15 protein-coding genes are annotated in these 13,604 nt (G+C 42.7%); 4 read left to right on the top strand and 11 right to left on the bottom strand.

The window, feature by feature from the left end; genetic code table 11:
* Positions 1-84: 84 nt before the first annotated feature.
* A complete protein-coding gene (urtA, locus tag ACYUCY_RS00110; RefSeq protein WP_460225097.1) occupies positions 85-1,353 on the bottom strand; it encodes an urea ABC transporter substrate-binding protein in 1,269 nt (422 codons plus the stop codon).
* Positions 1,354-1,552: 199 nt separating this feature from the next.
* On the opposite strand from urtA, the gene ACYUCY_RS00105 reads away from it, so the two are divergent.
* Positions 1,553-1,696 (top strand): hypothetical protein, encoded by a 144-nt coding sequence (locus ACYUCY_RS00105; RefSeq protein ID WP_460224396.1) that lies wholly within the window; start codon positions 1,553-1,555, stop codon positions 1,694-1,696.
* Between the two features lie 25 nt (positions 1,697-1,721).
* On the opposite strand, the gene ureG is transcribed toward ACYUCY_RS00105, so the two are convergent.
* From ureG to ACYUCY_RS00065, 8 genes are all read right to left on the bottom strand, one after another.
* A complete protein-coding gene (ureG, locus tag ACYUCY_RS00100) occupies positions 1,722-2,342 on the bottom strand; it encodes an urease accessory protein UreG (protein ID WP_460224395.1) in 621 nt (206 codons plus the stop codon).
* A gap of 35 nt (positions 2,343-2,377) precedes the next feature.
* Complete coding sequence (locus tag ACYUCY_RS00095; RefSeq protein ID WP_460224394.1) at positions 2,378-3,067, bottom strand: urease accessory protein UreF; 690 nt, start codon at positions 3,065-3,067, stop codon at positions 2,378-2,380.
* Between the two features lie 2 nt (positions 3,068-3,069).
* On the bottom strand, positions 3,070-3,585 hold the full coding sequence (gene ureE / locus ACYUCY_RS00090) for an urease accessory protein UreE (RefSeq protein WP_460224393.1): 516 nt from the start codon (positions 3,583-3,585) through the stop codon (positions 3,070-3,072).
* A 65-nt stretch (positions 3,586-3,650) separates the two neighbouring features.
* Positions 3,651-4,319: a glutathione S-transferase family protein gene (locus ACYUCY_RS00085; RefSeq protein ID WP_460224392.1), complete on the bottom strand. Its 669-nt coding sequence runs from the start codon at positions 4,317-4,319 to the stop codon at positions 3,651-3,653.
* Positions 4,320-4,363: 44 nt separating this feature from the next.
* Entirely contained in the window at positions 4,364-6,067 is a 1,704-nt protein-coding gene (gene ureC, locus ACYUCY_RS00080) for an urease subunit alpha (protein WP_460224391.1), read from the bottom strand.
* Positions 6,068-6,137: 70 nt separating this feature from the next.
* Positions 6,138-6,443: an urease subunit beta gene (locus ACYUCY_RS00075; protein ID WP_460224390.1), complete on the bottom strand. Its 306-nt coding sequence runs from the start codon at positions 6,441-6,443 to the stop codon at positions 6,138-6,140.
* A 55-nt stretch (positions 6,444-6,498) separates the two neighbouring features.
* Complete coding sequence (ureA, locus tag ACYUCY_RS00070; RefSeq protein WP_460224389.1) at positions 6,499-6,801, bottom strand: urease subunit gamma; 303 nt, start codon at positions 6,799-6,801, stop codon at positions 6,499-6,501.
* A gap of 60 nt (positions 6,802-6,861) precedes the next feature.
* Positions 6,862-7,794 (bottom strand): urease accessory protein UreD, encoded by a 933-nt coding sequence (locus tag ACYUCY_RS00065; protein ID WP_460224388.1) that lies wholly within the window; start codon positions 7,792-7,794, stop codon positions 6,862-6,864.
* A 212-nt stretch (positions 7,795-8,006) separates the two neighbouring features.
* Here ACYUCY_RS00065 and ACYUCY_RS00060 point away from each other — a divergent pair, with 212 nt between their 5' ends.
* The gene (locus ACYUCY_RS00060; RefSeq protein WP_460224387.1) at positions 8,007-8,252 is read left to right on the top strand and encodes an accessory factor UbiK family protein; all 246 of its coding nucleotides are present in this window, start codon (positions 8,007-8,009) and stop codon (positions 8,250-8,252) included.
* Between the two features lie 135 nt (positions 8,253-8,387).
* Complete coding sequence (locus ACYUCY_RS00055; protein WP_460224386.1) at positions 8,388-9,908, top strand: YifB family Mg chelatase-like AAA ATPase; 1,521 nt, start codon at positions 8,388-8,390, stop codon at positions 9,906-9,908.
* Here the strand turns inward: ACYUCY_RS00055 and ACYUCY_RS00050 are convergent, their stop codons facing one another.
* Complete coding sequence (locus ACYUCY_RS00050) at positions 9,909-10,814, bottom strand: glycosyltransferase family 2 protein (RefSeq protein WP_460224385.1); 906 nt, start codon at positions 10,812-10,814, stop codon at positions 9,909-9,911. It abuts the gene before it with no gap.
* A gap of 356 nt (positions 10,815-11,170) precedes the next feature.
* On the opposite strand from ACYUCY_RS00050, the gene ACYUCY_RS00045 reads away from it, so the two are divergent.
* Complete coding sequence (locus ACYUCY_RS00045) at positions 11,171-11,821, top strand: class I SAM-dependent methyltransferase (RefSeq protein WP_460224384.1); 651 nt, start codon at positions 11,171-11,173, stop codon at positions 11,819-11,821.
* Between the two features lie 11 nt (positions 11,822-11,832).
* Here the strand turns inward: ACYUCY_RS00045 and ACYUCY_RS00040 are convergent, their stop codons facing one another.
* Positions 11,833-13,584, bottom strand: a complete 1,752-nt coding sequence (locus tag ACYUCY_RS00040) for a two-component system response regulator (RefSeq protein ID WP_460224383.1) — start codon at positions 13,582-13,584, stop codon at positions 11,833-11,835.
* Between the last annotated feature and the right edge of the window lie 20 nt (positions 13,585-13,604).

Below are 13,604 nucleotides of genomic sequence, written 5' to 3'. Positions count from 1 at the left end.
TTATAAAAATAAAGCAGTTGTCATTTAGCATCAAATGGCCAACTGCTTTCGGGATAGTTATTTTTTTCGATTAACCCTTAATGGCTATTCGTAGTTCTGACCTGAACACTTTTTGGTTTCAGTGTTGTAGTTACCGCAATTAACGTTAGCATCCTGCCAATCAGAAATAATTTTTGCGCTTTCTGGTAAGAAATCCGTCCAAGCATCTCCAGGAACTTCGGCTTCAGTTTGCCAAACAATTTCAAACTGTCCATCTTCTTGAATTTCACCAATTAACACTGGCTTTGTGAAGTGATGGTTTGGTAATACTTCAGCAATCCCACCGGTCAAGTTAGGTACCTTAATACCGTACATAGCGCTTCTGACTTTATCGACGTCGGTAGTTTTCGCTTTTTCGACTGCTTTAGCCCAGGCATTGAATCCAATGTAGGTAGCTTCCATTGGGTCATTGGTAACACGCTTGTCATCTTTAATGAAACCTAACCAGCTTTCAATAAATTCAGCATTCGCATCATCTTCAACGCTCATGAAATAATTCCATGCAGCTAGGTGACCAACAAGTGGAGAAGTATCAAAACCTGACAACTCTTCCTCACCAACAGAGAATGCAACAACTGGAATATCTTCTGCGCTGACGCCTTGGTTGCCAAGTTCTTTATAGAATGGAACATTCGCATCACCATTTACGGTCGATACAACAGCGGTTTTCTTACCGGCAGATCCGAATTTTTTAATTTCAGAAACACGAGTTTGCCAATCGGAATGTCCAAATGGTGTGTAGTTAATAGATATGTCTTCTTTCGCTACACCTTTTGACAAAAGATATGATTCAAGGATTTTATTGGTCGTTCGAGGGTAAACGTAATCGGTTCCTTCAAGAACCCAACGCGTCACGCCTTCATCATTCATTAAGTAATCAACTGCAGGAATCGCTTGTTGATTCGGTGCGGCGCCGGTGTAGAAAACATTTTTAGAACTTTCTTCGCCCTCATACTGCACGGGGTAAAAAAGTAATCCGTTAAGTTCTTCGAAAACCGGCAATACGGATTTTCTTGAAACCGAAGTCCAACATCCAAAAACAACATCTACTTTTTCTTTATCCAATAACTCTTTGGCTTTTTCTGCGAACAGTGGCCAATCAGACGCAGGATCCACGACAACTGCTTCTAATTGTTTTCCTAATAAACCACCTTTTTTATTTTGCTCGTCGATCATCATCAACACGGTATCTTTTAATGTTGTTTCACTGATCGCCATCGTTCCTGAAAGTGAATGGAGTACGCCGACTTTAATAGTTTCTTGCGCTTGTGCGATTGCTGCTGTGAGAGAAAGAGTGGCAACGGCAGCGGTCATAGCCGCACGTTGTACCCAAGTTGATAAATTCTTCTTCATTGTTAGCCCCCATATGGTGAATTTGTTACGACAAATATTGCCGTAGCCAAGGGGATAGCAGATATGGTGCCAATGTTCTTCGCACCGGCTTGAGAAAGCATAAGTTATTGTTTTTTAAAACAATAACAAAGTCAGAATAAAATAAAAGGAGGATAAGTAGATGTTCTTACACAGCTTAACAATATACGCGGTGCATCGAATTGATGCGTTGCGCACCGATTATGTGCGACAAATTTTAGCGGGCGCACCAATCATGTACGAGATGGTATTGCCACTCTTCAAGATACTGACGCAAGTTGATTAATTGTCTGTCAGGAGAAGTAAATCCATCAGGCGACTTCAGCAGTCAACATGCCTTGTTCAGTAATAAAATCAATTATATCTTGCAGGCCCTCGTCGGTTTTTAAATTGCTAAAAACGAAAGGTTTGTCACCACGCATTTTCTTTGCATCCCGATCCATCACCCCCAAATCAGCGCCAACCAGGGGCGCCAGGTCTGTTTTGTTGATGATGAGTAAGTCGGACTTGGTGATTCCAGGACCGCCTTTACGTGGAATTTTATCGCCCGCAGAAACATCGATGACATATAAAGTTAAATCGGAAAGTTCCGGACTGAAAGTGGCGGCAAGATTATCACCGCCGCTTTCAATAAAAATGACGTCAAGGTCCGGGAATCTTTTCTGCAATTCCGCGACCGCAGATAAGTTCATTGATGCATCTTCACGAATAGCGGTATGAGGACAGCCGCCTGTTTCCACCCCAATAATCCGATCTTCATCAAGCGCTTCGTGACGCAATAAAAATTCAGCATCTTCGCGTGTATAAATATCGTTGGTAATTACAGCGATATTAAACAGGTCTTTCATTTCTGCACACAAAGATTTTACTAGAGCGGTTTTTCCTGATCCAACTGGACCGCCAATACCTAAGCGAAGTGGTGGTTTTTTCATTTATTAAATCTCTTTCTCAATATTTTTGTGGATATCTATGAACGGAACAGTCGGGAATATTGTACTTCGTGCTGCATCGATGCAATGGCTAAGCGAGGTAAATTATTTCCAATATCCGCGTCTTCAATATTTTGGCTATCGCCAACAACAGTATTTACTTTCGGCATCAATAGTATCAAAAGCTTTTGCGCATCAGTTTGCCCAAGCGGTACCAACTTTACGGCGGCAGCAACTTGGTTTTCTAACCAGCTCCATAAGAAACCGTGGGCCATACTTGCTGAACTTATTTTCCAATGGTCCGCAGCTAAAGCAAACATGGTAACAAAACAAGGCTGGTCATCTGAAGACCAAGAATCTGCATTAGGAATATTTAATTCCATTAACAGACGATGTAAGGCCTCGCCCATTTGTGTATCTTCTAACAACAGTTCTTTCGATTCGCGGGATGCAATTAGAAACTCATTCCAATCGTTAACTTGTTGATAGTCATTAAGTGCCCATGCTTTTCGAAGTCGCAATAATATCGGTAAATCTAGTTGGCCAATCGCATGGCTCATCACATTACCGATCCAATCACCTGCAGTTTCAAAATCTTTTACCCAACGATTCTCAATTGCCGTTTCCAAACCTTGTGAATATGCGTAAGCCCCCACGGGAAGCGCTGGGCTCACCAGCTGAAATAAATGCAGCAGCGCCTCGGGGTTTTCGCTAGGAAGATCAGGCATTGCTATCTATGAACATGTTCATGTTCACCGTGGTGATGGCTATGAGAGGAATGACTATTTGCAGCTTGATTTTTTTCGCCATGGCCATGATAAGCGCCAGATTCGGGGGAGAAGGGTTTTTCTACACAAACCACCTCTGAACCCAAACCGCGAACCATGTCATCAAGAACGTGGTCGTGTTGGAAGCGCAAAACATTTTTTTCTATCTGCAGCGGGACGTGACGATTACCGAGGTGATAAGCAATACGAGTCAACAAGAGATGATCTTCACAACGTACTTCAGACAAACTTTCCAAAGCCGCGCTAACGCGAACCGTTTCACCGGTTCTTCCGATTAAGATATCTCCATCAGATAAAACATGGCCTCGTTCTAAAAACCAGCCAATTTTTTCGCCGCTATCGGCTAATGCTTGAGCACGGCTTTTTTGCCTTTGTTCAAAATTTAAAGCGATAAATAAATCTGCCGCACTTGCAGCCACGACATCAGACTTTTTGGTAAAGGAAAAACATTCGATCATCAACAATGCTCTCTTAACAAACTATTTATTTCTTATCGACCACATAAATACACTAGTCAAACACACTAGCTTCTATAGTCTTTGGTAACTTCCCCGGCCTGGCTAATCCAGTCTTCATGGGCTTGCTCTCGCCAAGGTTCCCGCAGCGCATCCGCATACCACTCTTGCATAGCAGAAAGCGCCAACATGGTTTCAACATAGGTTTTTGAGATTGCGCTTATCGGTAAGCCATAGGCTTGGATGCGAAATACGACCGGCGCAAAGAATGCATCTACCGCACTAAATTTTTTCCCTGCTAAAAAGGGGCCACCAAATTGCTTAATGCCCTCACTCCATAGACTATTCAGCCTATCCAAATCTTTTTGTAGTGCTTCATTAATTTTCGGCAAGCTTACTCTTTGCCCACAAGTCATAGAACATGTGTTGCGTATTCCTGTAAATCCAGAATGCATTTCCGACGTTGCGCTTCTCCCCCAAGCTCGCGCAGCCTTATCGATTGGCCAAACTTGTTTATACGTCTCTGCTAAATATTCAGTAATAGCCAAGGAATCCCAAAGCACAATATCGCCATCATGCAAACAAGGCACTGTAGCGGTCGGAGAAAAAATTTTAAAATCTTCCTCACCGAAAGGATGCACGATCTCGGCAAACGGAATTTCGAGCTCTTTCATTAACACCCAAGGTCGTAAAGACCAGGACGAATAATTTTTGTTAGCTATATGAAGGGTGTACATAGTTTTTCACTTTTAAAAAAATTCGTTTTTATTTGGCTTAATTTTCAAAAAAGAAAATAGCGTTGCGCCAAAGGCAACACGGCCATGGGCTCACAAACCAATAACTGCCCATCTGCTCTAACCTCGTACGTTTCTGGGTGTACTTCCATTTTTGGTTGATAGGCATTATGGATCATATTGGCTTTTTGAATACTACGGCAGTTTCTCACCGGAACTAGATTGCGTTGCAACGACAGTGTTTTCCCGATGTCATTCTTAATCGCTGCTTGACTGACAAAGTTTACTGAGGTCGCCGTCATCGATTTTCCAAAGCCGCCGAACATATATCGATAATGTACCGGCTGAGGTGTCGGTATGGATGCGTTTGGATCACCCATAGGCGCAGCGGCAATAACGCCACCTTTTAAAATTAGCGAAGGTTTTGCGCCAAAAAATGCCGGTTTCCAAAGCACTAGATCTGCCAACTTACCTTTTTCAATTGAACCGACCTCATGATCAATGCCGTGACTTATCGCCGGATTAATCGTGTATTTCGCGATGTATCTTTTTACGCGAAAATTATCCGACTTATCGTCATCTTCGGGTAAAGCGCCGCGCTGAACTTTCATTTTATGTGCCGTTTGCCAAGTGCGACAAACCACCTCACCAACTCGTCCCATTGCTTGTGAATCTGATGCAATCATTGAAAATGCACCGAGGTCATGAAGAATATCTTCTGCCGCGATAGTTTCTTTTCGAATTCGGGAATCGGCGAAAGCAACGTCTTCTGGAATATTAGGATCAAGGTGATGGCATACCATCAACATATCCAAATGTTCATCGACGGTATTTATCGTGTAAGGCCGCGTTGGATTCGTTGACGATGGCAACACGTTGGATTCACCACAGGCTTTTATAATATCTGGAGCGTGTCCACCACCAGCGCCTTCGGTATGATAAGTGTGAATAGTTCTGCCTTTAAAGGCCGCTAAGGTATCTTCAACAAATCCAGATTCGTTCAACGTGTCGGTATGTATGGCAACTTGCACATCGTACTTTTCCGCGACACTTAAACAATTGTCGATGGAAGCAGGCGTCGTTCCCCAATCTTCATGCAACTTTAACCCCATGGCCCCGGCTTCAATTTGTTCGTTTAGCCCTTCCGGTAAACTTGCATTGCCTTTTCCAAGAAACCCCAGATTCATTGGGAACGATTCTGCGGCTCGCAACATTTGATGAATATGCCATGGCCCTGGTGTACAGGTTGTTGCATTGGTTCCGGTCGCGGGGCCAGTGCCGCCACCTAACATGGTGGTCACACCACTCATGAGCGCTTCTTCTATTTGTTGTGGACAAATAAAATGAATGTGCGCATCTATCCCGCCAGCGGTGAGAATTTGGCCTTCACCCGCAATAATTTCGGTGCCGGGGCCAATTATAAAGTCAACCTTAGATTGAATATCTGGATTCCCAGCTTTACCAACACCGACAATACGACCATTTTTTATTGCCACATCTGCTTTAACGATTCCCCAGTGATCAATAATTAAAGCGTTGGTAATTACCGTATCGGGAGTTTCCGCGCTTGGTCGTTGGCTTTGTCCCATACCATCACGAATAACTTTTCCCCCACCGAATTTAACTTCTTCTCCGTAGGTGGTGAAATCTTTTTCGACGCGTATCCATAGCTCAGTATCGGCCAAGCGCACGCGGTCGCCAACAGTGGGGCCAAACATATCGGCATAGGCTCGACGATCAATTTTGCTCATGAAAAATTCCTTTGCTGATCTTTGTGTTGAGAAATTCTTGGTTGAAAAAAAAGATTATTCTAATAAGTATTTACAAAGCGCCCATCACGTCACCGCGAAAACCATAGACTTTTTTATCGCCTGCTAACTCTACGAGCTCTACTTCACGATCTTGGCCAGGCTCAAACCGAACAGCCGTTCCAGCCGCAATATTCAATCGAAAACCCTTTGTGTCTTCGCGTGTAAATTTTAATGCGGGGTTGGTTTCGAAAAAATGATAGTGGGAACCAACCTGTATCGGACGATCGCCGGAATTCTCAACAAGGACTGTTATTATTTTGCGGCCCGCGTTTAATTCCAATTCGCCAGCTTGGATTTCAAATTCACCTGGAGTCATGACCTTTACCTTATTTTTTTAAAATCAAACCAAATAATTTGTCTAGGAAGTTTATTTAGACAATAGGGTTATGGACAGTAACCAATTTAGTACCGTCTGGAAATGTTGCCTCAACTTGTACTTCATGGATCATTTCCGCTATACCGTCCATCACGTCATCAACGCTGAGTATCGTACGACCATAATCCATCAGTTCGGCAACGGTCTTTCCTTCTCTTGCACCTTCAACCACTTCCGCCGATATTAGCGCAATGGCTTCGGGGTAATTCAATTTTAAACCCTTATTTTTTCGCCTTTCCGCGACTAAGGCAGCAGTAAACAATAATAATTTATCTTTTTCTCTGGGGCTTAGTTCCATAAAAAATACTCTATTTATCTAAGATTTACAGTTTTGTACAACGCTATAATTTATTCGAGTTTAGGTATTCCAAATACGAGGTCGACAGGCTACTCGTCCATTTAGATCTGGGCGTAAACATTTCCACAATAATTCGAACCCGCTTTTTGCTTGTGCTGCGGATTGCCCAAGATAACGCGCCAAAAATAAATTTGGCTTTTGACTGATTCCCCACTCACCTGATAGCTCGAGCTCTGCCAGTGCTTGTCTCCAGTCATCAATTTGCTGCCGGGACGCCGATATCGTCGCATAAAATGTGCCGACAACAACATTACCGCCCAGACCCCAAGGTGATTGCAAACTTTGTTCACCTCCACGCAACTGCATTCTTTCGCGCATTAGCGTTTGGCTATTCTTAGTAACAGTAATTAATTGCGTACAATTTCCATTTTCAAAACGCTCTCCGCTCGCACGCCGTCCGAGACAAAGAATATCCCAACCACAGAGCTTCGCATCTTCTCCCAGGTCGAAATGCGTTTCTAAATTAATTTCCGCGCCTGAAAATATAATTGTTTCTTGGGGAAACCATTCTAAACAACTTCCTTTTGCCAACCTCCCTCTGACTACCTGTCGTTGAGGGCTGCACTGTTCATCGCTGCCATATACTTTGCCTGCAGACGGCGTCGTTAATAGCACTCGGGTTGAATGCTCTGCATTAAATTCAATACTGAGTTTATCTCCCGCTGCAATTCCCCCAGGAGGGTGCAGCAGATAAACATGACAACAATCGTCTTCAGGATAGAAAGGCCGCTGTACCCGCAAAGGTCCCAGGTGCTTTATTCTACTCAAAGTAGTTTTGGTTCCGCGTAATTTAAAACTCAAAGATAGTTCTGCTAGCCAATGCCTCGAAGGCAGGCTTTTCTTATCGTTCGAAGGCATATTTCCATCGGTCGGCTGAACGACGAGAGATTCTGGTTCATGCGTAGAATCATTGATTTTTATAGCTTGGGTCATGTCGTTAGAAAAATAAATGTACTGTGTTATTCAAAATTCGAGCACCAAGATTGGGCGTCCGCCCTTCCTCAAGTCCTTCAGTTAAAAACCGAGGCACGCTTAAACTTGTTCGAGGGTTCACACGTAGAATTCGATGGCTTATGTTTTTACTAGAAATCTGCGTTACACTACCAACAATTTATCAGTAGCACAAAGTCTCAGAGAATTTTATTTTGCAGCCTAAAACTCCCTTAGATAACTTATTAGATCGCGCTGGGCAGCTATTCGGTCAAACCGAATCGAACGCCGAGCTACAGCGCTCAATCAAAATGATTGTCGAATCGATGATATCTAAAATGAATTTAGTGACTCGCGAAGAATTTGATGCTCAAACACAGGTATTGCAAAGAACCCGTGAACGCCTGGAAGCACTAGAAGAGCAGCTTAAAAAATTAGAGCAAGCAGGCAAATCTGAATAAAGCCCTAGTAAGATCTACCGTCATTTATTGCAAACCGAGAAGGGCAACAATTAGTACGGACAAACCTAAACACGGTGAAATGGAATCATCTTATTTAGGTAACTGAAATTAAACACTTAATAGCAAGGATTGCTTATGTCACTCGCGATTGTCTATACCCGTGCCCAGTCAGGAATAGACGCCCCACCTGTTACCGTCGAAGTTCACCTCTCAAATGGACTGCCCAGTTTATCCATCGTAGGCTTGCCAGAAACCGCCGTTAAAGAAAGCAAAGACCGCGTTCGCAGCGCACTGATTAACAGTCATTTTGAATTCCCCGCACGCAGAATCATTATTAATCTCGCACCTGCAGACCTACCAAAAGATGGTGGCCGTTACGATCTCGCAATAGCTTTAGGAATTCTCGCAGCTTCGGATCAAATCCCGTCGGCAGAATTAGAAAAAGCAGAGTTTTTGGGAGAGCTCGCCCTATCAGGTGAATTGAGACGAATTAAAGGTGTTCTTCCCGCATCCATTGCCATTGGCAATGTTGATCGCAGCCTCATAGTGCCAAAACATAATGGCCCCGAAGCGGCGATGTGCAAGCACACCAAAGTCTATTCTGCCAGTTCTCTATTAGAAGTTTGCGCCCATATCCATCAGCGCCAACAATTACCGATAGCCAGCCCCGCGACATCAAAAATCTCTACATCCTACCCTGATCTTGCGGACGTGAAAGGCCAAAACCTCGCGAAGCGAGCACTAGAAATCGCCGCTGCCGGTGGCCACAATATTTTATTTTATGGTCCGCCGGGAACCGGGAAAACGATGCTCGCCAGCCGATTACCCGGTGTCTTGCCACCACTGGATGAAGCGGAAGCACTGGAAGCGGCGGCTGTTAGCTCAGTGGCAAACGGACGCGTACCCGAAAACGCTTCTGTACGGCCTTTTCGGTCACCACACCATACCGCTTCTGCGGTTGCATTAGTTGGTGGCGGAAGCAATCCGAAACCCGGAGAAATTTCATTAGCTCATCATGGCGTCTTATTTTTAGATGAATTACCAGAATTCCAGCGCCAAGTTTTAGAGGTCCTACGCGAGCCTTTAGAGTCTGGGGAAATTTGTATTTCTAGAGCCAATGCGCAGGTCGTGTTTCCCGCAAAGTTTCAACTTGTAGCCGCTATGAACCCCTGTCCCTGTGGTTATTTGGGTTCAGGAGACGGGCGCTGCCATTGTTCCGATCAGCAAATAAAACGCTACCGGCAGAAAATATCCGGGCCATTGATAGATCGCTTCGATCTTCATATTGAAGTTAAGCCTGTCGACACCAAAATTTTTCAAAAACAGAATATGGAAGAAAGCTCTGCTGAAGTTCGAAGCAGAATAATGCTCGCACGGACTCAACAGAAACAACGTCAAAATAAAATCAACTATCAATTAACGAGCAAAGAGCTAGAAACTTATTGCGTACTTAAGAAAGAACAAGAAGAGTTGCTGAAGCAGGCCATGAATAAGCTTGGTCTATCCGCTCGCGCATATCACCGCTGCCTGAAAGTAGCGCGAACCATAGCCGATTTGGCACAATCAAAGGATGTGGATTTCGAGCATCTGACTGAAGCCCTAGGATATCGAAACCTAGATAGAAAAAAATCTTCTACCATTATGACGACTATTTAACTACTTGACTTTGGTTTTTAACAGAAAAATCCAAAGTTTCGCCTTTAAAATTTGAGCGGAGCTACCTCGGAGATTTAACGTACTATTGAAACAATTTAGCGCCTTATCGAACTGTTTATCCAAATAATAAGCTTTGCCTAATGAATTATATTTTCTTTGCATTATGACATTAAAATCCTTCGCAAGCTTTCCACTTATAGAGTTATCGTTGTCGACCATTTCTTCTAGTATTTTTATTTTCGACTCTCTATTTAATAATTTATTTTTAGTCGCATTCGACTGATGAATTCTATAAAAATGGAGCGGTTCATCGATAAAATAATATTCGTAGTCACGGGTTATTCTCATCCATAATTCGTAATCTTCGCCAATTATATAGTTGGGATTAAAATAGCCGGCTTTCTCGAGACATTCCCGTCGAGTCATTGCATTGATCGACATGGGAAATTTTCCTGCAACGTAGTCGTACAGATTAACGCTACCTTGTTTAATTTTTTTTGAATTTTTCTTGAGTGAAATCTTGCCATCATTTTCATCTATAACGATGGTGCCCGTAACAACTACTCCCGCTTTCGGATGGCTTTCAAAACAAGCAACCTGTTTTTCAATTTTGTTACTATCCCACACATCATCTGCATCAAGAAAAGCAATATACTTTCCAGACGACTTCTCGATACCAATGTTGCGAGCGCTCGCCACACCTACATTTTCATTTAAATAAATAGGCGTAATTCGCTTATCTTGATTGGCCCATCGCTCAATGATGGTTTTAGAGACATCTTTAGAACCGTCATCCACAATAATATATTCAATATTGTGATGGGACTGTTGCACAACACTTTCAATGGCGCGACCCAGGTACTTACTACCATTGAAATTTGCGGTAATGACGGTTACAGAGTCCAATTAATCACCAATTGAAGAATTCTATTCATGGGGAAATGAAATGATTGTTGTCGGTTGCATCATTTGTATATGATTACGATTCATATTTCGAGTTTTTACAATCTTTGTTTACAAAAGTGCGTAGTGTAGACTGCTAAGTCCTCAAGCGGCAAGGCAAAACCTAAATTTGTAGATACCTGCATCACAACTAAATATCATGCGATCACGATTTAGATGCCAATTTGGTGCTTGCCTGTTATGCTTGCTTACATAATAATTAACGTTAATTTTTCTTGTGCTCAACACAATAATCCACATTTACCTGTGTAGTTTGCATTTCAATTTACATTCCTAATATTCTTCGTTCGGGAGAAACCGTGAAATATCAAAGGGCTGTCGACCGTCTTTCGCTTATCGAACCATATATTAAGGGTAAGAACGTCTTAGACATCGGTTGCGTTGACGCACGCCCCGGGTCAATCCGCAAATACGATACGACTGGGCTCCATAAATTTGTGAAGAGCCATGCCGAAACTTTGTTAGGCGTTGATATTGAAGCCGAGGGCGTCAAAGAAATGCAGGGTAAAGGCTACAACGTGGTTTGTGCAAATGCAGAAAACATGCGCTTAAATCAAACTTTCGACTGTATTGTCGCAGGAGAGATTATCGAACACGTCAACAATGCTGGTTTGTTTTTGACCGCAATGAGTGAGCATTTAAGTGATGATGGCGTGTTGGTAATCACCACGCCAAACGCCACTTGTATCAGTAATTTTTTTCGCGTTCTAAAACGGAATACGGTGAAAGTACACCCTGATCACACTTGTTGGTATGATCCGATAACAATTACTCAATTAATCCATCGCTTCCCACTTAGAGTAGAAAAGATCATTTTTACCAACAAAGAAAAATGGTATCGAAAGCGTTACTTTTATAAAGTTTTTCGTTACCAGATCCCTAAGTTGATTACGTGGCTTAGACCTTATTTTTCAGGAACTATTGTTGTCATTGTAAAAAAGGCTGTCTGAAGGTTCCAGATTTAGGCGAGTTCGTTTTGCTCCATCGTTAATTGATCCAGCAAACCATCAAAGTTCACTGCGGCTGCCAAATACTCTCCTGTACCTTCTTCGCAACCATTTAATTTGGCAGTCATTAGCTGCCAAGAGTTTTCAATCCCTTCGACAATAATTTTTTTGTCCATAATATTGCCCGCCGCAATTAGCGCAGCCAATACACAATCCCGAGTACCAATATTGATCTGCTCATTTTTTGTCGATTCAAAAATAGGATTTTCGTCGTCAGATGACGTCGGCAATATGTCTTTTATTTCAATACTTAATTGCTTGGCTGGAATGGTTTTTAGTAACTGAAATGATGTTTCTCCGGCGCCAAAGCGCGTTAAATTACAGGAAATATCCAACTTAGATAATTGAGTAAAAAATGTTTGGTACGATTTCGTACTGCTCATCAGTTCCGGCTCAGTAATTGATAACTCAATTTTATTGCTATGTTTGCTGAGCACCAAGAGCTGCTTTTTAATAAATTCAACAAAATTGTTTTCATTCACTTGTCTCGTCGAAACCGGGATCGAAACAGATATATCAGTTAAGTCCTGATCAGCCAGCCTTAATAGATCTGAGCACACTTGCTGAAATGCCCAATTTCCCAACGGTAAAGATAAACCTGTATGCTCGGCGTGCAGCATATATTCTTCTGGCTCCAACCAACCTCTCGCCGGATGATACCAGCGAACCTTTGCTTCAAAACCAGTAATTTTTCTATTCGATAAATTTATTTTAGGCAAATAAAAAACCGTAAATTCTTGATGCTCTAACGCTCGGTTTAGATCCGCTTCCATGAGCGTTTGTTTTCGTGTTTCAACATTCATCGCTTCAGTATAAAAACGAAAACAATTGCCATTGGCTGACTTAGCTTGGTACATCGCAATATCAGCATTTTTTTGCAGCGTTTCTATATCCCTTCCTGCTTCTGGGTACACTGCTATTCCCACACTACATCCGATAACTATTTCATGGCCATCTATAGTATGAGATTGTTGTAAAGTATCGATAATTTTTTGCGCGGTGGTTGCGATAGCGCTTGTTGTTTCAGTATGTTCTAACAACAGAGTAAACTCGTCGCCGCCCATCCGAGCAACTGAGTCACTTTTTCTCATACAGGCAAGCAAGCGTAATGCGCAAGACTGAAGAAGTTGATCGCCGGTCCCATGCCCGAAGGTATCGTTTATTTTTTTAAAACCATCAAGATCTAAATACATCAAGGTAAATGATTGTTGGCCGCGTTCAGCGAGCTGTAGGGCATGCTCCAAACGGTCGCGAAATAAAATACGATTGGGAACGCTGGTTAGGGGATCGAAGTGGGCGAGTTTAGATAATTTTTTTTCTGTTAATTTCCGCTCTATCGCATAACGAATTGTTCTTTCTAATAATTGATTATCAATACGGCCTTTTATTAAGTAGTCCGATGCGCCTACGCTAATCGCTTCTCGATCTACGTCAGCTTCCATTTCATCAGTCATCACCAAAATAGGTACTTCACAACCTTGCGCTCTCGCACTAATTAAAATTTGTTTCGCTGCGCCCTCAGGCGCCCAATGATAATCAAGTAACACAACATCATATTTTGAAGACAAAATCTCGACCCACACATCGGTGGCGCTATCGCAGTTAAATAATCGGTAGTCACGATGGTGTATCTGAGCGAATAGATCACTAATCTCTAGATACTCTTTGCTTTCACCAATGTGGAGAACTTGAATGATTGGCTGCATGTTGTGGGGAGCCCTGGCCT

The sequence above is a fragment of the Aurantivibrio infirmus genome (assembly GCF_054767315.1).
This window is presented reverse-complemented; position numbering and strand designations above follow the sequence as displayed.